Source organism: Allobosea sp. (genome assembly GCF_036675845.1).
GTDB lineage: Bacteria > Pseudomonadota > Alphaproteobacteria > Rhizobiales > Beijerinckiaceae > Allobosea.
This window is the reverse complement of record NZ_JAKFED010000146.1, coordinates 119,192-138,271: the sequence shown is the minus strand read 5'-3', so window position 1 is coordinate 138,271 and position 19,080 is coordinate 119,192. Positions and strand designations below refer to the sequence as shown.

The 19,080-nt window shown below is 68.9% G+C and carries 21 protein-coding genes and 1 tRNA gene; 15 read left to right on the top strand and 7 right to left on the bottom strand.

Features of this window, described 5'->3' with window-relative positions:
- Entirely contained in the window at nt 1–2,172 is a 2,172-nt protein-coding gene (locus V6M56_RS16275; RefSeq protein WP_332685192.1) for a GumC family protein, read from the bottom strand.
- 259 nt (nt 2,173–2,431) lie between these two features.
- On the opposite strand from V6M56_RS16275, the gene V6M56_RS16270 reads away from it, so the two are divergent.
- The 6 genes from V6M56_RS16270 to V6M56_RS16245 all read left to right on the top strand — a co-directional run bounded on the left by V6M56_RS16270 (nt 2,432) and on the right by V6M56_RS16245 (nt 7,425).
- Nucleotides 2,432–2,989, top strand: a complete 558-nt coding sequence (locus tag V6M56_RS16270) for a polysaccharide biosynthesis/export family protein (RefSeq protein ID WP_332685191.1) — start codon at nt 2,432–2,434, stop codon at nt 2,987–2,989.
- A 23-nt stretch (nt 2,990–3,012) separates the two neighbouring features.
- Entirely contained in the window at nt 3,013–4,176 is a 1,164-nt protein-coding gene (locus V6M56_RS16265) for a glycosyltransferase (RefSeq protein WP_332685190.1), read from the top strand.
- A gap of 78 nt (nt 4,177–4,254) precedes the next feature.
- A complete protein-coding gene (locus V6M56_RS16260; RefSeq protein ID WP_332685189.1) occupies nt 4,255–4,824 on the top strand; it encodes an RNA polymerase sigma factor in 570 nt (189 codons plus the stop codon).
- Between the two features lies 1 nt (nt 4,825).
- The gene (locus V6M56_RS16255; RefSeq protein ID WP_332685188.1) at nt 4,826–5,584 is read left to right on the top strand and encodes a hypothetical protein; all 759 of its coding nucleotides are present in this window, start codon (nt 4,826–4,828) and stop codon (nt 5,582–5,584) included.
- A gap of 96 nt (nt 5,585–5,680) precedes the next feature.
- A complete protein-coding gene (locus tag V6M56_RS16250; RefSeq protein WP_332685187.1) occupies nt 5,681–7,048 on the top strand; it encodes a sulfite oxidase in 1,368 nt (455 codons plus the stop codon).
- A 5-nt stretch (nt 7,049–7,053) separates the two neighbouring features.
- Nucleotides 7,054–7,425: a hypothetical protein gene (locus V6M56_RS16245; protein WP_332685186.1), complete on the top strand. Its 372-nt coding sequence runs from the start codon at nt 7,054–7,056 to the stop codon at nt 7,423–7,425.
- Between the two features lie 157 nt (nt 7,426–7,582).
- On the opposite strand, the gene V6M56_RS16240 is transcribed toward V6M56_RS16245, so the two are convergent.
- Nucleotides 7,583–7,921: an SMR family transporter gene (locus tag V6M56_RS16240; RefSeq protein ID WP_332685185.1), complete on the bottom strand. Its 339-nt coding sequence runs from the start codon at nt 7,919–7,921 to the stop codon at nt 7,583–7,585.
- On the bottom strand, nt 7,918–8,307 hold the full coding sequence (locus V6M56_RS16235; RefSeq protein ID WP_332685184.1) for a DMT family transporter: 390 nt from the start codon (nt 8,305–8,307) through the stop codon (nt 7,918–7,920). The genes V6M56_RS16240 and V6M56_RS16235 overlap by 4 nt, the downstream gene beginning before the upstream one ends.
- A gap of 664 nt (nt 8,308–8,971) precedes the next feature.
- On the opposite strand from V6M56_RS16235, the gene V6M56_RS16230 reads away from it, so the two are divergent.
- Nucleotides 8,972–10,516, top strand: a complete 1,545-nt coding sequence (locus V6M56_RS16230) for an undecaprenyl-phosphate glucose phosphotransferase (RefSeq protein ID WP_332685183.1) — start codon at nt 8,972–8,974, stop codon at nt 10,514–10,516.
- Nucleotides 10,513–11,781 (top strand): O-antigen ligase family protein, encoded by a 1,269-nt coding sequence (locus tag V6M56_RS16225; RefSeq protein WP_332685182.1) that lies wholly within the window; start codon nt 10,513–10,515, stop codon nt 11,779–11,781. Before V6M56_RS16230 ends, V6M56_RS16225 begins: the two co-directional genes overlap by 4 nt.
- Here V6M56_RS16225 and V6M56_RS16220 read toward each other — a convergent pair.
- On the bottom strand, nt 11,754–12,566 hold the full coding sequence (locus V6M56_RS16220) for a class I SAM-dependent methyltransferase (protein WP_332685181.1): 813 nt from the start codon (nt 12,564–12,566) through the stop codon (nt 11,754–11,756). The two genes, V6M56_RS16225 and V6M56_RS16220, sit on opposite strands and share 28 nt — an antisense overlap.
- Nucleotides 12,567–12,811: 245 nt before the next feature.
- Here V6M56_RS16220 and V6M56_RS16215 point away from each other — a divergent pair.
- The 3 genes from V6M56_RS16215 (at nt 12,812) to V6M56_RS16205 (ending at nt 13,969) form a co-directional block, all read left to right on the top strand.
- Nucleotides 12,812–12,889 (top strand) — tRNA-Pro (locus V6M56_RS16215).
- Nucleotides 12,890–13,060: 171 nt separating this feature from the next.
- Nucleotides 13,061–13,345, top strand: a complete 285-nt coding sequence (locus tag V6M56_RS16210; RefSeq protein ID WP_332685180.1) for a BrnA antitoxin family protein — start codon at nt 13,061–13,063, stop codon at nt 13,343–13,345.
- A gap of 228 nt (nt 13,346–13,573) precedes the next feature.
- The gene (locus V6M56_RS16205) at nt 13,574–13,969 is read left to right on the top strand and encodes a hypothetical protein (RefSeq protein WP_332685179.1); all 396 of its coding nucleotides are present in this window, start codon (nt 13,574–13,576) and stop codon (nt 13,967–13,969) included.
- Between the two features lie 74 nt (nt 13,970–14,043).
- Here V6M56_RS16205 and V6M56_RS16200 read toward each other — a convergent pair whose 3' ends face one another.
- Nucleotides 14,044–14,247, bottom strand: a complete 204-nt coding sequence (locus V6M56_RS16200; RefSeq protein WP_332685178.1) for a hypothetical protein — start codon at nt 14,245–14,247, stop codon at nt 14,044–14,046.
- 147 nt (nt 14,248–14,394) lie between these two features.
- On the opposite strand from V6M56_RS16200, the gene V6M56_RS16195 reads away from it, so the two are divergent.
- Both V6M56_RS16195 and V6M56_RS16190 read left to right on the top strand, forming a co-directional pair.
- Nucleotides 14,395–15,228, top strand: coding sequence for a 3-oxoadipate:acetyl-CoA acetyltransferase (locus V6M56_RS16195; protein ID WP_332685177.1), 834 nt, complete (start codon nt 14,395–14,397; stop codon nt 15,226–15,228).
- Between the two features lie 105 nt (nt 15,229–15,333).
- Nucleotides 15,334–15,468 carry a hypothetical protein gene (locus V6M56_RS16190; protein WP_332685176.1) on the top strand — a complete coding sequence of 45 codons (135 nt, stop codon included), beginning with the start codon at nt 15,334–15,336 and terminating at the stop codon, nt 15,466–15,468.
- Between the two features lie 117 nt (nt 15,469–15,585).
- On the opposite strand, the gene V6M56_RS16185 is transcribed toward V6M56_RS16190, so the two are convergent.
- Nucleotides 15,586–16,215, bottom strand: a complete 630-nt coding sequence (locus V6M56_RS16185; protein WP_332685175.1) for an alpha/beta hydrolase — start codon at nt 16,213–16,215, stop codon at nt 15,586–15,588.
- A 75-nt stretch (nt 16,216–16,290) separates the two neighbouring features.
- Nucleotides 16,291–17,223: a ring-cleaving dioxygenase gene (locus V6M56_RS16180; RefSeq protein WP_332685174.1), complete on the bottom strand. Its 933-nt coding sequence runs from the start codon at nt 17,221–17,223 to the stop codon at nt 16,291–16,293.
- A gap of 186 nt (nt 17,224–17,409) precedes the next feature.
- Between V6M56_RS16180 and V6M56_RS16175 the strand changes: the two genes are divergently transcribed.
- Complete coding sequence (locus tag V6M56_RS16175; protein WP_332685173.1) at nt 17,410–17,835, top strand: DoxX family protein; 426 nt, start codon at nt 17,410–17,412, stop codon at nt 17,833–17,835.
- Nucleotides 17,836–17,906: 71 nt separating this feature from the next.
- Complete coding sequence (locus V6M56_RS16170; protein WP_332685172.1) at nt 17,907–18,902, top strand: LysR family transcriptional regulator; 996 nt, start codon at nt 17,907–17,909, stop codon at nt 18,900–18,902.
- Nucleotides 18,903–19,080: the final 178 nt, after the last annotated feature.

Genomic DNA, 19,080 nt, shown 5'->3' with positions numbered 1-19,080 from the left:
TCAGGCCATGACCGGGCTGGGCTCGCGGACGACTTCCGGGGAACGGCCCTCGCCCTCGACCATCACCAGCGCGATCGGCGCCTTGGTCAGGTCGGTGAGGCGATAGGCGGCCTCGACCGCGTGACCGTTGCCGACATGGCCGGCCATGACGAGCGCGGCCTGGGCCCGGGCGACGAGCGGCGCCAGCACCGCGGCCTCGTCGGTCGAGGCGGCGACGACCAGCACCCAGTCATAGGTTTCGCAGAGCGCGTCGAGCGCGACCTCGACGATGTCCGGCGCAGCCAGTACCGCGTCGCGGCCGGCATGGCCGGGCCCGATCTCGTGCAGGCGCGAATTTTGCCGGCGGGTGATGATGTCGGAGAACAGCGCCTCGCCGGAAAGCAGCTCGGAGAAGCCGGGCTGGTGACGGCCGGCATCGCTGCCGAGATCGATCAGGATGCAGCGGCAGCGCTCGGAAAGCAGGCTCGCCAGCGCCCGCGGCGAAACCTCGCCCGGCCCGGCGCCATCGAGCACGACGACGAGCGGCGCATGGCCGGGCCGCGCCTCGTCGACCCGTTCGGCCAGATCGGCGACGCTGCCGTCCGGGTCCGAGAGATCGAGCTGGAGCTGGCCGACCCGTCCGCCATGGGTGAGCAGGCCGGCCACGCGGGCGCGGCGCGGATCGACGGCCTTGTCGCCTTCCGCCGCGGCCTCGAGATCGCGGGCCGCGGGGCCGACCCAGCCCGGCGGCTTGCGCTTCGGCCGCGGGTCGCCGGCCGCTCCCGGCGCCGCGCCGTTGAGCAGCTCGCGCGAGACGATGGCGGCGAGCGCGACGAGGAAGGTCGCCAGCGTCGCGACGATCATGGTCGGGATCTTCTTGGGGAAGGAGGGCTGCGTCGGCTCGATGGCGCGCGAGATGATGCGGGCATCGGCCGGCGTCGCGTTCTCGGCGTCGCGGGCGAGCGCCTCGCGATAGCGCAGCATGTACTGTTCGAGCTGCTCGCGCTGGATGCGCGCCTCGCGCTCGAGCGCACGCAGCTGCACTTCGCTGTCATTGGCGCCCGAAACGGTCTTCTTCTGGCCGTCGAGGGCGGCGGTGAAGCTCTCGACGCGCTCGCCGGCGATCTTGGCCTCGTTCTCCAGCGTGCGCACCGTGCGTTCGGCGGCGGCGCGGAGCTGGCCTTCGAGATCGGCGAGCTGGGCGTTGAGCTCCTTGATGCGCGGATGCTCGGAGAGCAGGTTGCGCGATTCGAGCGCGAGCTGGGCGCGCAGGTTGACGCGCTGCTCGATCAGCCGGCGCACCAGCTCGTTGTTGGCGACGTCCGGGATCTCGAAGGTGCGCCCGCTCTTCATCGCGTCGCGGACGACCGAGGCCCTGGCCTGCGCCTCGGCCTGCTGGGTGCGGGCGCTGGACAGCTGGGTCGAAAGGTCGGCGAGCTGCTGGGAGCTGATGGTGGTGTTGTTGGCGCCGACGAGCAGGCCATTGCGCGAACGGAACTCCTCGACCCTGGCCTCCGATTCCGCCAGCTTCCTGCGCAGCGGCTCGATCGTGGTCGAAAGCCAGGAAGAGGCGCTGCGGGCGGTGTCCTGCTTGGCCTCCCCTTGCATCTCCAGATAGGTGGCGGCGATCTCGTTGGCCGCCTTGGCGGCGAGCGCCGGATCCTGCGAGGTGAACTCGACCGCGACGATGCGCGAACGGCCGACCGGATAGACCAGCAACCGATCGTAATACTTCTCCAGCACGCGCTCCTCGGGCGAGCGGTCGGCCGGATGGGCGCCGAGGCCGAGCAGCACGCCGAGCTTCCTCAGCGCACCCAGCGCGCCGGCGCCGGAATCGAATTCGGAATTGCCGACGAGGCCGATGCGCTTGATCGCCTCGCGCGCCAGATCGCGCGACATCACGACCTGGACCTGGCTCTGCACGCCCTCGCTGTCGAACTGGGCGCCGTAATTGTCCGCGGTCGGTCCGGGGCGGGTGTAGAAACTGTCGCCGTTCTCCAGCAGCAGCCTCGCCTCGCCGGTATAGCGCGGCGGAATCACGTTGACCGCGATGAAGGAGAGCCCGAGCGCCGCCAGCGTCGGCCCGATGATCCACGCCTTCCTCGCCTTGATCGCAGCCCAGAGGGCGGCAAGGTCGAGCATGTCGCCGGGACGGCCTTCGCCGGCCGGAGCATTGTCATAGCGAGCGGTCATGACGCTTCCATTCACGCAGAACTCTCGCGCCCTCGGCAGGACGCAGCGTCAATGAAAGCGGATTAAGGTTAGTGGGCGGTAAACGTCATGCCCGGCGCGATGCCGCCGGATGCGGCCGCGTTTCACGACCCGGCGAGCGCAAGGCGCCGCAGGCGGGGCAAGCTGGCCGCCATGGTTAACCCGGTGCAAATTTTAACCGCCCCTTAAGCATGTCGGCCTAAGCCTGAGCCCAGATTTTCGATGGGTGCAGCACGTGATGATGAGTAGACGTCCCGTCTGTCTTGCGCTGGCAGTCGCGCTTGCGGCAGGGGCTTGCGCGCCTCGCATCGTGGCGCCGGAATTCGCCGTCGAGAGCGCCGGCCCCTATCAGCTCGCCAGCGGAGACCGGCTGCGCATCATCGTTTTCGGCCAGGACAATCTCTCCAACGTCTATGCGGTCGACAGCACCGGCCGCATCTCGATGCCGCTGATCGGCCGTGTCGAGGCCCATGGCCGCACTACCGTCCAGCTCGAGCGCGCGATCGAGGCCCGCCTGCGCGCCGGCTATCTGCGCGAGCCTAGGGTCTCAGTCGAGGTCGACGCCTACCGGCCGTTCTTCGTGCTCGGCGAAGTCAGTAATTCCGGCCAGTTCCCGTTCGTCAACGGCATGACGGTACAGACCGCCGTCGCCATCGCCGGCGGCTTCACCCCGCGCGGCCAGCGCAATTATGCCGAGGTGACGCGGCTGATGGACGGCCAGCTCGTCACCGGCACGGTGCCGATCACCTATCCGGTCCGCCCCGGCGACACCATCGTGATCAAGGAACGCTGGTTCTAGTTCCGGCGCGGAGTTCGACCACCATGTCCGCCGCGACCGATACCGGCCCCCTGAAGATCCTGCATGTCTTCCGCGCCCCGCTCGGCGGGCTGTTCCGGCATGTGCTCGACCTCGCGCGCGGCCAGGTCGAGCGCGGCCACGAGGTCGGCATCTTCTGCGATTCGACGACCGGCGGCGCCCGCGCCGACGAGGTCTTCGCCGAGCTCGGGCCGAAGCTCTCGCTCGGGGTGACGCGCGTGCCGATGTCGCGCTATCCGAGCCTGACCGACGCCAGGGCGCAGTTTTCGGCGATCGCGACGCGCCGGCGCATCGCGCCGCAGGTCGTGCACGCCCATGGCTCGAAGGGCGGCGTCTATGCAAGGCTGCCCGCCCTGCCCTCGCCCGGCCGCGCCTACATCACCGCCTACACCCCGCATGGCGGCAGCTTCAACTACAAGCCCGGCAGCACGGAGCACCGCATCTACATGGCGGTCGAGCGCCTGCTCGAGCCGGCGACGGACATGTTCCTGTTCGAGAGCGCCTTCATCGCCGGGCGCTTCCAGGCCTGCACCGGCCATCTGCCGCGCACCGACCACCGCATCGTGCTGAACGGCATCTCGGAAGCCGAATTCGCGCCGATCGACCATGCCGGGGCGGAATTCGACCTCGTCTATCTCGGCGAGCTGCGCTCGGCCAAGGGCGTCGACACGCTGATCGAGGCGCTCGAAATCCTGAGGGCCCGCGACGGGCTGACCCCGCGCGTCCTGATCGTCGGCTCCGGGCCGGACGAGGCTTTGCTCAAGCAGATGACGATCGATCACGGCGTTTCGGCGCAATGCGTCTTCGAGCCCCCCGGGCCGATCCGCGCCGCGCTGGCCAAGGCGCGGATCATGGTGATCCCGTCGCGCGCCGAATCGCTGCCCTATGTCATCCTCGAGGCGGCGGCGGCGGCGCAGCCGCTGATCTCGACCGATGTCGGCGGCATCAGGGAGATCTACGGCCCGAGGCACGCCCCGCGGCTGATCCCGCACAACGAGCCGGCTGTTCTCGCCGACACGATCCGGGCCACGCTCGCCATGCCGGAGGCCGAACGCCTGGCCCAGGCGGCCGATCTCGCCGCGCATGTACGCGAGAATTTCTGCCTCGACGACATGGTCGATGGCGTGCTCGCCGCCTATCGCACGGCGCTGGCCAAACGCGCCGGTTGACCCCGAAGCGCGAAAAGCCGCTTCGCCTTTCCGCCATCCTGCCTTATCCTCGCGGCTTCCTGATGCGGCGGGTCGGCGATGGCCTTTCCCCGCCGCGACGAAATCGGTTCGGATGGCGCGATCATGTGGCGCGGCGAACGCAAGTCGGCGCGCAATGCGCGGCTCGAACGCGAATGGTCACGGCTCTTCCGCTATGCCTGCGCGCTGACGCGGGATCGCGAACGGGCCGGCGACGCCGCCCAGGAGGCGGCGCTGCGGGTGCTGAGCGCGAAGAGCGAGCCCGCGGACGATGCCGCCTATCGGCGCTGGCTCTACTGCATCCTGCGCAATCTGCTGGTCGACCAGGGCCGGCGGCAGGCGCGCGAGGCAGGCAGCGAAACGCCCGAGCCGGTCGACTGGCGCTTCGCCGAGCGCGCACTCAGTGCCATCACGGTGCGGCAGGCGCTGGAGCAATTGCCGGTCGCGATGAAAGAGGTGGTGGTCTTGGTGGATCTCGACGGCTTCAGCTACGCCGAAGCGGCGGTAATCATCGGCGTGCCGACCGGCACGGTGATGAGCCGGCTGGCGCGGGCCCGGGCCGCCATGCTCGCCATTATCGGCGGCGCCAATATCCGCGTGCTGCCGCTGCGCCATGCCAACGCGCGCTGACATGCCCGGCCCGGCCGATTGGGAACGGCTCAGCGCCTTCGCCGATGGCGAGCTCGCCGTGGCCGAACAGCGCGAGGTCGCGACCCTGCTCAGCGCCTCACCCCAGGCGAGCGAGACTTTGCGCGGCATCGTGCGGCTGAAGGAGCAATTGCGGGCGCTGCCGGCGGCCGACGCCCCGCCGCCACCCCGGATCGCAATCGAGCCGACCCGGCGGCTGCGCCCGCGCAGCCTCGTAGCAGTGACGGCTGCGGCTGCGCTGCTACTCGTCGCCGGTGTCGCCCTGCTCGCCGTCCGGCCGATCGGCAGCCCGCAGCCCGACCCCTTCCTGGCGGCTTCGCTCGCCGCCCATGAACGCCATGCCGACGCCGTCCCGACCGAAGGCGTGATTCCGGTCGCCGCCGATCCGATCGCCAGCGAACTGGCGCGGCTCGGCCTGCGGCCCGCCTGGCGCAGCGTGGCGGCGGGTGGCGAGGAGCATGCCGGCTTCACCGGCACGCGCGGCTGCCGCCTCAGCCTGCACGTCACGACGCGGACGCAGCCGGAGCGCCCGGCCGGGGCCGGCGACCCGCCGCACGCGCTCGCCCGCTGGAACGCGGCCGGAAAGAGCTATCTGCTGATCGCTACGGGCATGCCGCCGGCGCGCTTTGCGATCATGGCGGGCTTCCTCAGGGATCTGACGAGCCGCCCCGGGCCCGGCATCGAGCCGCTGCGCACCGCGCTGCGCCAGGACTGGAGCACAGCGCCTTCCTGCGTCGTCTGAAGCGCGGCCGCAGCGAGGCCATGGAATAATTCCGCGCCCCCGGACGTTTCATCCTGCAGTGGCGCCCTTTCCTGAAGCGCCTGAAGGAGGAAACCGATGGCGAAGGCTGAACGCTCCCTGGCGGAACTCTATGGCGACGATCCCGAGCGGGCCGATGCGCTCGCCTTCGGCCGGCGCACCGATGCCTCGCGACGCGGCTTCCTGGGCGGCGCGGGCCTGGCGGCGATGGGCGCGGCGGTCGGCGGCGCGATCCCGTTCTCGGCGACGATGCCTTCCGGGCTGATCCCGGCCGCCATGGCGCAAGGGGCGCCCGCACCAGCCGGCGCTCCCGCCGCCCCGGCCGCTGCAGCGCCGAAGGGGCCGCAGCTGCTCGATTTCCCCGGCAAGGCGAAGGGCCTCGTCGTGCTCGGTGACCGGCCGCTCGTCGCCGAGACGCCCGAGCACATGCTCGACGACGACACCACCCCGACCGAGAAGTTCTACATCCGCAACAACGGCCAGACGCCCGAGGGCTTCAAGGAAGGCGATGCCTGGGAGTTCAGCATCGACGGCGAGGTCAACAACCCGCTGAAGCTGACACTCGGCGAACTGAAGAAGAAGTACGCGAACAAGACCTATCGCATGGTGCTGGAATGCGGCGGCAATGGCCGCTCCGCCTTCCAGCCGCAGGCGCGCGGCAACCAGTGGACCAATGGCGGCGCCGGCTGCGCCGAATGGACCGGCGCGCCGCTCGCCGAGGTCTTGAAGAGCGCCGGGCTGAAGCCGAGCGCGGTCCATACCGGCAATTACGGCGCCGACCAGCACCTCTCGGGCGATCCGAGCAAGGACGTGCTCTCGCGCGGCGTGCCGATCAAGGCGGCGCTGGAGCGGCATGCGCTGCTGGTCTGGGCGATGAACGGCGAACCGCTCAGCAATATCCATGGCGGCCCGCTGCGGCTGGTGATCCCCGGCTTCCCGGCCTCGGTCTCGCATAAATGGCTGAAGCGCATCGCGATCCGCGACAAGGTCCATGACGGCCAGGGCATGGGCGGCACCTCCTATTCGGTCGCGATCAAGCCGATGGTCCCCGGCGGCAAGACCGACGAATCCAACATGCGCACCCTGACCTCGATGCCGGTGCGCGGCATCATCACCAACCCCGCCAACGGCACGCGCCTGCCGGCTGGCACGCGCAAGCTCGCCTTGCGCGGCGCCGCCTGGGATGGGCATGACGGGGTCTCCCGCGTCGACGTCTCGCTCGATTTCGGCGCGACCTGGAAGCAGGCCAAGGCGGCCAAGCCCCGCAACGCTTACGACTGGCGGCGCTGGACCGCCGAGCTCGAACTGCCGTCCGACGGCTATTTCGAGATCTGGGTGCGGGCGACCGACAGCAAGGGCCGGGCGCAGCCGCATGTCGCCGGCGGCTGGAATCCGCAGGGCTATGGCGCCAATCCGATGCACCGGGTCGCGGTGCTGGTCGGATGAGGCGGATGAGTTCGCTCCTGCGCCGCGCCGGGCTGATGCTCGGCGCGGCAGTGCTGCTTTCCGCCTCGCTGGCGCTGGCCCAAACCCAGGCTCAGCCGCCCGCCCCTGCCGAGGAGACGCCGGAGATGTTCCCCGATGCGCCGCATCGCGAGGAGGCCTTCTATGCCTGCATCGCCTGCCACAACTTCAAGCTGGTCGCGGCCCAGGGCATGAGCCGCGAGAAATGGGGCGAGACGCTCGCCTGGATGGTCAGCAAGCACAATATGCAACCGCTGGCGGAGGAAGACCGCAAGAAGGTCCTCGACTATCTGGAGGCGAGCTTCCCGCCCAAGGCGCCCTCCCAGCAGGGCGGCTGGAAGAACCCGTTCCTGAACTGAGCGTTTCACCGCGCGGGTCGTCCCGGGCGACCGGAGGGAGACCCGGGACCCATGCCTGAGCCTTCGTCGGAGAGGTTCAGGCATGGGTCCCGGCTCTGCGCGGCTTTCGCCGCTTCGGCCGGGACGACCCGCGTCTTTTCTGCCGAATCGAAAAGCGTCAGGCCAGCTTGAGCGCCACGACGCCGGCGACCACCAGCACGATGCCGAGCCAGCCGACCGGGCGGATCGACTGCCCGAAGGCGAGCGCGCCGACCACGGCGGTGATGACGAGCCCCGCCCCGCCCCAGGCGGCATAGGCGACCGAAAGGTCCATGCCGCGGATCGCCTGGGCCAGTGCGCCGAAGGCGCCGATGACGAGGACGACACCGAGGCCGCCGATCAGACGACGCTTCAGCCCGTCGGAGAGCTTGAGCAGGGCGGTGCCCGTGACCTCAAGCCCGACCGCGAGGACGAGCCAGAGCACGGCGAGCCCCTGCGGCGAGAAGGCGGCGCTCATGCCAGCCTCCTCTGTTCCTCATGACCGAGTTCCCCCGGGCCGAGCTCCTCTTGCCCGAGTTCGTCATGGCCGACACCACGCTCGAGCAGCACGATGCCGCCGACGATCATGGCGAGCGCCAGCAGGCGCCCCGGGGTCAGATGCTCGGCGAAGAGCACATGGCCGATCAGCGCGATGCCCACGATGCCGAGCCCTTCCCAGACCGCATAGGCGACGGCCATCGGAATGACGCGCAACGCCAGGCTGAGCAGGGCGAAGGAAAGGCCGATCAGCACGAGCGGCAGGAAGGCAAGAAAGAGCGGCGCGGAGACGAAAACCTTCAGCGCCGATGTGGCGAGAACCTCGACGGCAACCGCCGCGAGCAGAATAATCCAGTGAAAAGGCACAGGTCACACAATTGGCGCGGGCCCAGGGCGCCGGCGGCGCGGGTGCGGCGTCGGCGGGGTGCGCATCGTTGGCGTTTTAAAAGACGAGGCAATCGAGAAAGTGAACACTTCGGCGGGAAACGAAGGTCACGACAGCGTCACACCTGAGTACCCGGGAAATCCCGGGGGGCGGAGGCCGTCAAAAATGTGCTTCTCAGTCGCTCATCGACCCCTGAATGCCTGAATCTATGCTTTTTGTCAACCTGAGCACGACTTTCAACGATTGATGACGACCATATCGAGCGCTTTTCGTGCGGCCGGAGCCTGGCTCATCACCTTGAATGTCCTTGCGAAAATCAATCTTCCGGCTAGGGCCGCGACGAAGCCGGAAAGCGGCCCGTTCCAGCAGCCGAAAACCTCGCCGAGGAGCTTGCCCCGGCGGTAGCTCAAATCGCAGTGCCTGACGCAGCGGCCGGTTAAGCCTTCCGTGAGCAATTTGCGCTAGAGCGGGATGCGAAAAAGTGGAAACCGGTTTTTTCGCATGAATCCCGCTCTAACCTTTTGATGAGAGACGGATTCAGATTTCGGATGGGATCGCTGCGCGATCCCATCCGAAATCATCCGGCTCTAGTCGACTGCCGATGCGCGGGCCTCTGGCGCGGGCATGCGGGAAGGAAATGACGAGATGGGCGCTTTCGACGTTCGCGACCTGATCAAGACGGATTCGGCCAGCCCGGCGCAGGGCGGCACGCCCATCTCGGGTCCAACCCGCGCCTTCCACCCGCTGGCCGAGCGCATCGCCGCCATGCCGGTCAAGCGCACCCTCTCGCCAGTGCTGATCGAAGGGCTGGTGCGCCTCGCCGACATCCTCGTCGTCGCCGGCGTCGGCGGGCTGATCTTCTGGCTCTACGTCGCCGGCAATGTCGCGAGCCTGCTGCCCTATCAGGTGACGATCCCGCTGGTCGCGGTCGGCGCGCTCGCCGCCTTCCAGGCGCTGCACCTCTACCATATCGGCGCGCTGCGCAATTTCATCACCATGGCGGTCAGGCTCACCGCCGGCTGGACCATGCTCTTCCTGCTGGCGCTGGCGGCGTTCTTCTTCCTCAAGATCGGCGACCAGGTCTCGCGCGTCTGGCTGGCGGGGTTCTATGTCGGCGGCCTCGCGCTGCTGCTGGCCGAGCGGCTGGCAGTGACGCTGATCGTGCTGCGGCTGACGCGGATGGGCCGCCTGGAGCGGCGCACCGCGATCGTCGGCGGCGGCCCGGCCGGCGAGGAACTGATCAAGGCGCTGGAGGCGCAGCGCGACACGGGCCTGCGCGTCTGCGGCGTCTTCGACGACCGCAATGACGACCGCTCGCCCGATCTGGTCGCCGGCTATCCCAAGCTCGGCACGATCGACGACCTCGTCGAGTTCGCGCGCCGCACCAAGCTCGACCTAGTGATCTTCACCCTGCCGATCTCGGCCGAGGCGCGGCTCCTGACCATGCTGCGCAAGCTCTGGGTGCTGCCGATCGACATCCGCCTCTCCGCCCATATGTCGAAGCTGCGCTTCCGGCCGCGCTCCTACTCCTATATCGGCGCCGTCCCGGTGCTCGACGTCTTCGACCGGCCGATCGCCGACTGGGACATCGTCGTCAAATGGCTGTTCGACAAGATCGTCGGCACGCTCGCCCTGATCCTGCTCTCGCCGCTGATGCTGGCGACCGCGATCGCCATCAAGTTCGACTCGAAGGGGCCGGTGCTGTTCCGGCAGAAGCGCTACGGCTTCAACAACGAGCTGATCGAGGTCTTCAAGTTCCGCTCGCTCTATCACGAGATGAGCGATTTCACGGCCAGCAAGCAGGTCACCAAGGACGATCCACGCGTCACCCGCGTCGGCCGCTTCATCCGCAAAACCTCGATCGACGAGCTGCCGCAGCTCTTCAATGTGATCCTGAAGGGCGATCTCTCGCTGGTCGGCCCGCGCCCGCATGCGGTCCACGCCACCGCCTCGAACCGGGCCTATGAGCAGGTTGTCGACGGCTACTTCGCCCGTCACAAGGTCAAGCCCGGCATCACCGGCTGGGCCCAGATCAATGGCTGGCGCGGCGAGACCGACACCGAGGACAAGATCCAGCGCCGCGTCGAGCACGATCTCTACTATATCGAGAACTGGTCGGTGCTGCTCGACATCTACATCCTGATCAAGACGCCGCTCTCGCTGCTGACCAAGAACGAGAACGCCTATTGAGCGCGCTGGCGCAGGGCGCGGAAGCCGGCGGCCGCCACCATGGCGGGCTGCGAATCTCCTATGCCGCGATCAAGCGCGGGACGCTCTGGCTGCTCACCGCCGTCAGCGGCTTCGCCCTGATCGAGCCCGCACCCTATGAGCTCGTCTTCCTGATCGCGCTCTTCGTCTTCGCGCTCACCGGCATCCGCTTCTCGCAGAAGCTGCTGCCGCTGGCGGTGCTGCTGCTGTTCTACAATCTCGGCGGCGTCTTCTCGCTGCTGCCCTGGATGGACGAGGCGCCTTCGGTGCGCTTCACCGCCGTCTCGGTCTATCTGATGCTGACGGCGATCTTCTTCGCCGCGATCATGGCCGAGGATCCGCTCGGGCGGCTCGACACCCTGCGCAAGGGCTATCTGTTCTCGGCCTGGTGCGCGGGCTTTGCCGGCCTGCTCGGCTATTTCGACGTCGGGGGGCTCGGCAGCATGCTGGCGCTCTATGGCCGCGCCTCGGGCACCTTCAAGGACCCGAACGTGCTCGGCCCCTTCCTGGTGCTGCCGATCGTCTACACCCTGCATGCGGTGCTCACCGGGCGCATCGGCCTGGCCCGGGGCTTCCTGGCGATGAGCGTGCCGCTGCTGGCGCTGTTCCTGACCTTCTCGCGCGGCGCCTGGGGCAATCTCGCCGCCGCCACGCTGATGATGACCGGGCTGAGCTTCCTGACTTCGCCCAGCACTTCGCAGCGGGCGCGCATCGTCTTCCTGACGGTGGTCTCGCTGATGCTGGTCGTCGTACTGATGCTGATCGCGCTCTCCTTCGAGAGCATCCGCAGCGTCTTCGAGGTCCGTGCCAGCCTCGACCAGAGCTACGACCAGGGCGTCACCGGCCGCTTCGGCAACCAGCTGCGCTCGATCCCGCTGCTGCTCGACCTGCCCAACGGCTTCGGCCCGCTGCGCTTCCGCTGGCATTTCCCGGAAGACCCGCACAATGTCTACATCAACGCCTTCGCCTCCTATGGCTGGCTCGGCGGCTTTTCCTATCTGGCGCTGATCGCCGCGACCTGCCTTGCCGGCTGGCGCGTCGCCTTGCGGCGCTCGCCCTGGCAGGGCCATGCGATCGTGCTCTGGTCGGTGCTGTTCGTCACCATCCTGCAGGGCCTGCAGATCGACACCGACCACTGGCGCCACATGTATCTGCTGCTCGGCCTGGTCTGGGGACTGGCGGTGCTCAACCCGGCGATGCCGCCGCGCGATGGCGAGGCTCAGCGCTCCTTGCGCACCACCACATAGGCGTAGGTCGTCACGAACTCCCAGCCGGCCTGCGCCGCGAGGCGGTTGAAGACGGCATCGGCCTGGCGCAGCCCGGGGATGCGGTCGAAATAGCCATGGCCCCAGAAGGGCTGGACATGGACATCGCTGAATCCGGCCCGCTTCAGCATCGGCGCCAGCCCGGCGCGGCTGCCGCGGCACCAGTCATAGAAGGCCGGGAACTTCGGGTCGCCACCACCGTCGCGCCGCGCCGGGAAAAGCGCATGCACGATGGCGCGCGAGGCCTTCTCGGGCAGGACATGGTTGAGCGCGAAGACCGGCGCCCAGAGCGTCGGCACGAAGGCGAGGCCGACGCCGCCCGGCGCCAGCAGGGCGTGGATGTTGCTCCAGGCGCGCTCGACGTCATGGACATGCTCGAAGACCATGCGCGAGACCATCATGTCGTAGCCGCCGCGCGCGATATCGGGCTCCGAGAGGTCGCCGGCGATGTCGAAGCGCGCGGTGCGCAGGCCCTTCGGCGTCAGGGCGAGCTCGCCCGCATCGATGTCGTTGACGACGAGATCGAGCCCGTAGCGGTGCGCCTCCTGCGGGGTGAACAGCGGATCGCGCCCGCCGCCGACCTCGCAGAGGCGCTTCAGCCCGAACTGGTGCGCCAGCGCCAGGATCGTCGCCTCGTAATGGTCCCAGGCCCAGCGCGAATGCCAGTCCGGCGCGAGGCCGGAAAAGAAGCTCTGCAGCGAACCCCGGCCGGGCTCGGCCGCGACATGCGCAGGATGCAGCCTGCGATCGGCCAGTGCCATCGACATGACGATGTCCTCGCGCTTGCGGTTTCAGGACAGAACCGTGCGCCGGCGCCGGAGGCGGGGCAATCGAAGCCTTAAGAGAAGGTAAAGCCGGATGGTTAAAGCCGGATACCCCCGACCCGAATGACAGATGCGACGAGGCGGCGCCGGGCCCTGCCCGGCCGCAACCGACCGCTCGCTCAGATTTGCTGCCTTCGCCCATCTGGCGCGTTGCATCGCGGCGGCGGCGCCTCTATAAGCCGACGCGTCGGAGCGTAGCGCAGCCCGGTTAGCGCACTTGTCTGGGGGACAAGGGGTCGGAGGTTCGAATCCTCTCGCTCCGACCATTTTCTCATATTGTTCGGCATCGGCCTGATTCCCGGATCGGCTTGATTCCTGGCCCGGCTTTCTGGGCGCCCTGCGCTCGCGCCTGCCGGTGGCACGCGAACCAAGCCGGCCGCAGGCGGAGCCGGGACATCGACGGCCCCGCCCGCCGCACCCTCACCAGAGGCACGACCATGAGCCATGACAGAACCCGCCGGCCGAGCGACCCCCGCAAGCTCGCCGAAGCCCTGTTCAAGCCGGCGCCCCCCAAGGCCCCTGCCCCGGCGGCGAAGCGGCCCGCCGTTCCCGGCGCGCGGGAGATGGTGACGCTGCGGATCGACCGCGAGGTGCTCGAGCATTTCCAGAGCAGCGGCCCGGGCTGGCAGGACCGAATCAACGAGGTGCTGCGCCAGGCGGCCGGCATCGGCGGCGGCGACGGGCTGACGCCCGACGAGCTCAACTCCTCGAACGACGGCTGACGCATCGGGCGCCGGCCCGAGGCGGATTTCGAGGCCGCGGCAGCGGCGCAGGCTCCGCCCTCCCGACATGCTGCGAACGGTGTCGCACGGCCGAAATGCGCCGCGTGGCGGCACCCTTGCGCCGCGCCCTATCGTTCAGACCCCATTCAGCGCCCAGGGAACAATCATCGCCCATGGATGTTGGCGGAGGAAACCGGCCGCCGGCCGAATGTCTGAAAGGATACGACGATGAACGGACGCCTCCTGATTGCCGGCCTGCTTGCCGGCCTCACCGTCACCGGCGCGGGCCTTTCGAGCGGCGCGCTGGCGGCAGAGAAGCAGTCCGCTCCGATCCGGATCGAGGCGCTGGACAAGATCCCGGTCGAGTTCACGCGGCACAACCGCGAGCACCGGATGTGGGAGATCCAGCGCAACATGGAGCGGCAGCAGCGCGCCAGGGGCCGCGACCGCAGCTACGGCCATCGTCGCGGCTACGATTATCGTCGCGGCTACGACCGCGGGCCGGGCTATGGCCATCGTCGCGGCTATGGCTACGATCGCGGGCGGGGCCATGCCCGCGGACTGGGCGTGGGCCCTGGCCTGCACTACAACCACCCGAATTCCGGCTACGGCTACAGCCGCTGACCGGAACAGAGCCCTCCCGGCCAGAAGAGCCCGGCGCGAAAGCGCCGGGCTCTTCGTTTGAGCGGTGCCGGCGATCAATCGCGCATCTGCTCCGGCGAGCGGGGCTCGATCTCGGCGGGCGTGATGCCCCGCCGCCTGCTGCGCCGAACCATCGTCCGGAGCAGGCCAGCGAGGACGACCGCCAGCGGCAACGCCATCACGGCATTGCCCTCGAAGGCCAGCCAGAGCGCCGTCGCGACCGTGGCGAGCATCGAGACGGCGAGGAGGATCGTGACCATCGGAAGATGGTGGACCGCGCGCGAACAGGCCGCAAGCTCGCTGCCGAGCCCGCGCCGACAGGCATGGCCCGGCTTTGCCAGCCGGGGCAGAATCGTCTTGAGTAGCGGTTCCGCCCGAGGCTGCCAGCCATGTCCCTAACCTGAATCATGTCCCTGCCCTGCATCATCACCGTCGCCATCACCGGCTCGCTGCCGACCAAGCGCGACAACCCGGCCGTGCCGATCAGCATCGCCGAGCAAATCGAGTCGACGCAGGCCGCCTTCGAGGCCGGCGCGAGCCTGGCCCATTGCCATGTCCGCAGCGACGAGGGCGCGCCGACCTCGGATCCCGAACGCTTCGGCCGGCTGCTGGAGGGGCTGCGCAAGCACTGCCCGGGCCTGATCGTGCAGTTCTCGACCGGCGGGCGCTCCGGCGCCGGGCGCGAGCGCGGCGGGATGATCTCGCTTCGCCCCGACATGGCCTCGCTCTCGACCGGCTCCTGCAACTTCCCGACGCGGGTCTACGAGAACAGCCCGGAGCTGGTCGACTGGCTCGCCGCCGAGATGAAGAGCCATGGCGTCAAGCCCGAGATCGAGGCCTTCGACCTGTCGATGATCTTCAAGGCGGTGGAAATGGGCGCTGCCGGGGCGATCCAGGGACCGCTGCATGTCCAGTTCGTCATGGGGGTGAAGAACGCCATGCCGGTCGACCGGGCGGCGTTCGAATTCTACATCGAAACGCTGAAGCGGCTCGCCCCGGACGCGACCTGGACCGGCGCCGGCATCGGGCGCGACCAGATCACGCTGAACCGCTGGTCGCTCGAACTCGGCGGCCATTGCCGGACCGGGCTCGAGGACAATGTCCGGCTCGACCGCGACCGGCTCGCCCCCTCGAACGCCGCTTTGGTCGAAAGGATCGTCGCGCTGTGCCCGGAATATGGCCGCCGGCCGGCGACCGCGGCCGAGGCGCGCAGCCTGCTGAAGCTGCCGCAAACTGCGTGAACATGACGCCGCAAGCGCAAGGTTTCGTTAACGAGTTTTGTTCAAATGCGGTTCAGCGGGTCAACGCTAGGTTTAGGCTACCGCCCCACCACAGGAGGCTCCATCATGATCCTGGATTGGCGCAACAGCCTGATGCTCGGCTTCATCGCGGCGGTCTTCGTCGCCTGCCTGTTCGGCCCCTACATGATCTCGGTCATGCTCGGCGGGCTCGGGCTGATGTGCTATCTTTCGAAACGCTAGGCCGGCCCCGAGCCGGCGGCCCTGCCGTCATTGCGAGGAGCGAAGGGACGAAGCAACCCCGGGGGCGTAATGCGCTGCCGTCCCTGGATTGCTTCGCCTTGCTCGCAATGACGACAGCTACGCGGCCGCCGCCCGCACGCCCGAGAGCCACTCCCTGACGACGCCGATATCCGCCTGCGACAGGCCGTGGCCGGTCGGCAGGCCGCGATGCGTGACCGCAGCGCCGGCCTTTTCCAGCGTTGCCGCCAGCCGCCCCACACTCTCCTCCGGCACGATCGGATCAAGGCTGCCCGAAACCAGCAGCACCGGCTTGCCGGCGAGCGCCGCTGCCGGTGGCTCGGCGAAAGGCGCCATCGCCCGCAGCAGCACCGCACCGGAAAGAGCTTCCGGTCGAAGCAGCAGCAGCGCGGCCGCGATGTTGGCGCCGTTGGAGAAGCCGAGCGCCAGCGGCGCCGGCAGGCCGTATTGCTCCCTTGCCGCCGCGATGAAATCGGCGAGCTCATGCGTGCGGCGCGTCAGGTCGGCCTCGTCGAAGACGCCCTCCGCCAGCCGGCGGAAGAAGCGCGGCATGCCGGCTTCGAGCACCTGGCCGCGCGGCGACAGCAGCGCCGCGCCGGGCAGGACGGTGCGGCCGAGCGGCAGCAGGTCGTTCTCGTCGCCGCCGGTGCCATGGAGCAGCAGCAGCGGCGGCAGGCCGGGGGTGGCCGCCGGTTCGAAACGATGGATGAAGGCAGCGCTCGCGCCCATGGCACGATCTCCTTTCGATGTCGGAAAGCAAGAATGCCGGCGCCCCGCCCCTCGGAAGCGGGACGCCGGCTCGGGTCAGGCAAGCGCCGGCAGCACGGCCTCGATCTCGCCGCGGCGCTTTTCGTATCGCGCCGGCAGCTTGAGCGCCGAGCCGAGGCTTTCGGGAGCCTCGTCGATGGCGAATCCCGGCGCATCTGTCGCGATCTCGAACAGCACGCCGCCGGGCTCGCGGAAGTAGACGGAGCGGAAATAGTTCCGGTCCCTCTGCTCGGTCGGGCGCAGGCCGAATTTCTCGACCAGCGTCTTCACCATCCGCGCCTGCTCGGCATCGTCCGCCGCACGGAAGGCGACATGATGCACCGAGCCGGCGCCCATGCGGGCCGGCAGGAAGCCGCCGGCGGCGCGCAGGTCGACGATGCCGCCATGGGCGGTTCCGGCGGCCTGCATACGGACCACGCCACCCTCGCGGGCGATTTCGGCGAAGCCGAAGACATCCGCCAGGATCGCCGCGGTCGGCTCGGCCTTGTCGACCAGCAGGGTGACGCCGTGGAAGCCGCGGATCGCGGCCTCGACGGGCACCTCGCCATTGTCCCAGGCCGGCTCGTCCTCGCTGCCGGGCACGGCGACGAGCGCGAGCCGCATGCCATCCGGATCGCGGAAGGCGAGCACGGTCTCACCGAAGCGCTTCTGCGGCACATCATGCACGACGCCATGGGCGACGAGCCGATGCGTCCAGTAGCCGAGCGCCGCGGCAGGGATGCGGAAGGCGGTCACCTCCGTCTCGCCGACGCCGAGCCGGCCGGGCGCGACATGATCCCAGGGGAAGAAGGTCAGGATCGTGCCGGGATTGCCCTCGGCATCGCCGAAATAGAGATGCCAGGTGGTGGGATCGTCGAAATTGACGGTCTTCTTGACCAGGCGCAGGCCGAGGACGCGGCTGTAGAAGTCGAGATTGCGGCGCGCCGGGCCGGCGATGGCGGTGACGTGGTGGATGCCGTTGATCTGCATGGTCGTCGTCCTTACGGGCAGCCGAACGCCGCCCTCGTTGACGTCAAGATGGGCAGCCGGCGCCGGAAAGCCAGCCCGCAATCATTGCACACACGCAATGCCAATATCCTGAAACTCCAATTTGTATTGCTTTCAAGAGGCGAGCATCTTCCGCCGCAGACCAGCCCGGTCCTTCGGAGAACGACCATGATCGACACAAGGCTCGCCCCCTATGGCGCCCTCGGCCTGCGCATCGCGCTCGGCCTGATGTTCATCGCCCATGCCTATCTCAAGCTCGCCATCTTCACCGTGCCTGGCTTTGCCGGCTTCCTCGGCCAGCTCGGCCTGCCCGGCTTCCTCGCCTGGCCGATCATCCTGGCCGAGCTCCTCGGCGGCCTCGCCGTCCTGGCCGGCTTCTATGGCCGCTATGTCTCGCTGGCGCTGCTGCCGGTGCTGCTGGGCGCGCTCGCCGTGCACGCTCCCAATGGCTGGCTCTTCACCGCCGTCAATGGCGGCTGGGAATACCCCGCCTTCCTCGCCCTGGCGGCGCTCGCGCATGGGCTGATCGGCGACGGCGCGCTGGCGCTGCGCCCGGCCGCGCTGCCCGGCTCGCGCCAGACGGCGCTGGCCTGACATAACCGGCCCCGGTCGATCGGGCGGCGGGTTGTTGCAACCCGCCGCCTGCACCATTTTAGGGGCCAGCCATGCCCGGAGCCGACGCCTTGCCGAACCCGCCCTATACCGTCGCCTGGGATGATTTCCGCCTGATCAAGGCGATCGCCGAGGCGCGAAGCCTGCCGGCCGCCGCCGAACTGATCGGCCTCAATCATTCGACCGTGTTCCGCCGCCTCGGCCAGATCGAGGCCGCGCTCGGCACGCGCCTGTTCGAGCGCCATCGCAGCGGCTACGCGACGACGCCGGCCGGCGAGGAGATGGCGGCGCTGGCGGAGCGGCTCGGCGAGGACATCGCCGGCTTCACCCGCCGCCTCGCCGGCCGCGAGATCCTGCCGGCCGGCGAATTGCGCGTCACCACCAATGATTCCCTGCTGGTCGAGCTGCTGACGCCGCTTTTCTCCGCCTTCATGCGGCAATGCCCGGATATCCGGCTCGACGTGCTGCTCGGCAACCAGGCGCTCAATCTCAGCAAGCGCGATGCCGACGTCGCGATCCGCGCCACCGACACACCGCCGGAGAACCTCGTCGGCCGCCGGGCCGCGCGGATCGGCTGGGCGCTCTATGGACGCGGGGCCGATTTCCCGGAGGGCGCGCCCTCCGACCAGAACGGGCTCGCAGGGCAGCGCTGGGTCTCGCTCAACGACCAGTTCGGCGCCTTCAAGGTCGTCCAGCATGTGCAAAAGCATGTCGAGTCCGAGCGCGTGGTCTACAAGCTGAACACGGTGCTCGGCCTGGCCGAGGCGGTCGAGGCCGGGATCGGGATCGGCTTCCTGCCCTGCTTCATCGCCGAAAAACGGCCGGGGCTCATCCGGCTCGGCCCGCCGCAGGCCGGCTATGCCGCCGATCTGTGGCTCCTGACCCATCCCGACCTGCGCCAGGCGCCGCGCGTGCGGCTGTTCCTCGATTTCATGGCGGCGGAACTGGTGCGCCTGCGCCCGCTGATCGAGGGCCTGCCGCAAGCCGAAGCGACTGGCAGCGAGGCGAAAGCCGAGGGAACGGACGGAGCGACCCCGCGGAATGACTGAGAGCCCGCCGGATCGCTTCGCCGGAGTCTACTGTTTGCCACGTCATTCCGGACAAGCCGCGAAGCGGCGCCGCTCCGGAATCCATCGAATGACGCTAGGCTCTACGATGGATTCCGGCACTCCGCTTCGCTGCGGCCGGAATGACGGCTGAGGGAACGCAGCGGTGCCGCTTCCCAGT

Coding starts and splice junctions, on each gene's coding strand:
- V6M56_RS16190 (WP_332685176.1), top strand. CDS start 15,334: ATGATCCTGGATTGGCGCAACAGCCTGATGCTCGGCTTCATCGCGGCG.
- V6M56_RS16180 (WP_332685174.1), bottom strand. CDS start 17,223: ATGCAGATCAACGGCATCCACCACGTCACCGCCATCGCCGGCCCGGCG.
- V6M56_RS16185 (WP_332685175.1), bottom strand. CDS start 16,215: ATGGGCGCGAGCGCTGCCTTCATCCATCGTTTCGAACCGGCGGCCACC.
- V6M56_RS16175 (WP_332685173.1), top strand. CDS start 17,410: ATGATCGACACAAGGCTCGCCCCCTATGGCGCCCTCGGCCTGCGCATC.
- V6M56_RS16260 (WP_332685189.1), top strand. CDS start 4,255: ATGGCCTTTCCCCGCCGCGACGAAATCGGTTCGGATGGCGCGATCATG.
- V6M56_RS16275 (WP_332685192.1), bottom strand. CDS start 2,172: ATGACCGCTCGCTATGACAATGCTCCGGCCGGCGAAGGCCGTCCCGGC.
- V6M56_RS16230 (WP_332685183.1), top strand. CDS start 8,972: ATGGGCGCTTTCGACGTTCGCGACCTGATCAAGACGGATTCGGCCAGC.
- V6M56_RS16220 (WP_332685181.1), bottom strand. CDS start 12,566: ATGTCGATGGCACTGGCCGATCGCAGGCTGCATCCTGCGCATGTCGCG.
- V6M56_RS16255 (WP_332685188.1), top strand. CDS start 4,826: ATGCCCGGCCCGGCCGATTGGGAACGGCTCAGCGCCTTCGCCGATGGC.
- V6M56_RS16245 (WP_332685186.1), top strand. CDS start 7,054: ATGAGTTCGCTCCTGCGCCGCGCCGGGCTGATGCTCGGCGCGGCAGTG.
- V6M56_RS16240 (WP_332685185.1), bottom strand. CDS start 7,921: ATGAGCGCCGCCTTCTCGCCGCAGGGGCTCGCCGTGCTCTGGCTCGTC.
- V6M56_RS16270 (WP_332685191.1), top strand. CDS start 2,432: ATGAGTAGACGTCCCGTCTGTCTTGCGCTGGCAGTCGCGCTTGCGGCA.
- V6M56_RS16210 (WP_332685180.1), top strand. CDS start 13,061: ATGAGCCATGACAGAACCCGCCGGCCGAGCGACCCCCGCAAGCTCGCC.
- V6M56_RS16205 (WP_332685179.1), top strand. CDS start 13,574: ATGAACGGACGCCTCCTGATTGCCGGCCTGCTTGCCGGCCTCACCGTC.
- V6M56_RS16170 (WP_332685172.1), top strand. CDS start 17,907: ATGCCCGGAGCCGACGCCTTGCCGAACCCGCCCTATACCGTCGCCTGG.
- V6M56_RS16200 (WP_332685178.1), bottom strand. CDS start 14,247: ATGGTCACGATCCTCCTCGCCGTCTCGATGCTCGCCACGGTCGCGACG.
- V6M56_RS16195 (WP_332685177.1), top strand. CDS start 14,395: ATGTCCCTGCCCTGCATCATCACCGTCGCCATCACCGGCTCGCTGCCG.
- V6M56_RS16265 (WP_332685190.1), top strand. CDS start 3,013: ATGTCCGCCGCGACCGATACCGGCCCCCTGAAGATCCTGCATGTCTTC.
- V6M56_RS16250 (WP_332685187.1), top strand. CDS start 5,681: ATGGCGAAGGCTGAACGCTCCCTGGCGGAACTCTATGGCGACGATCCC.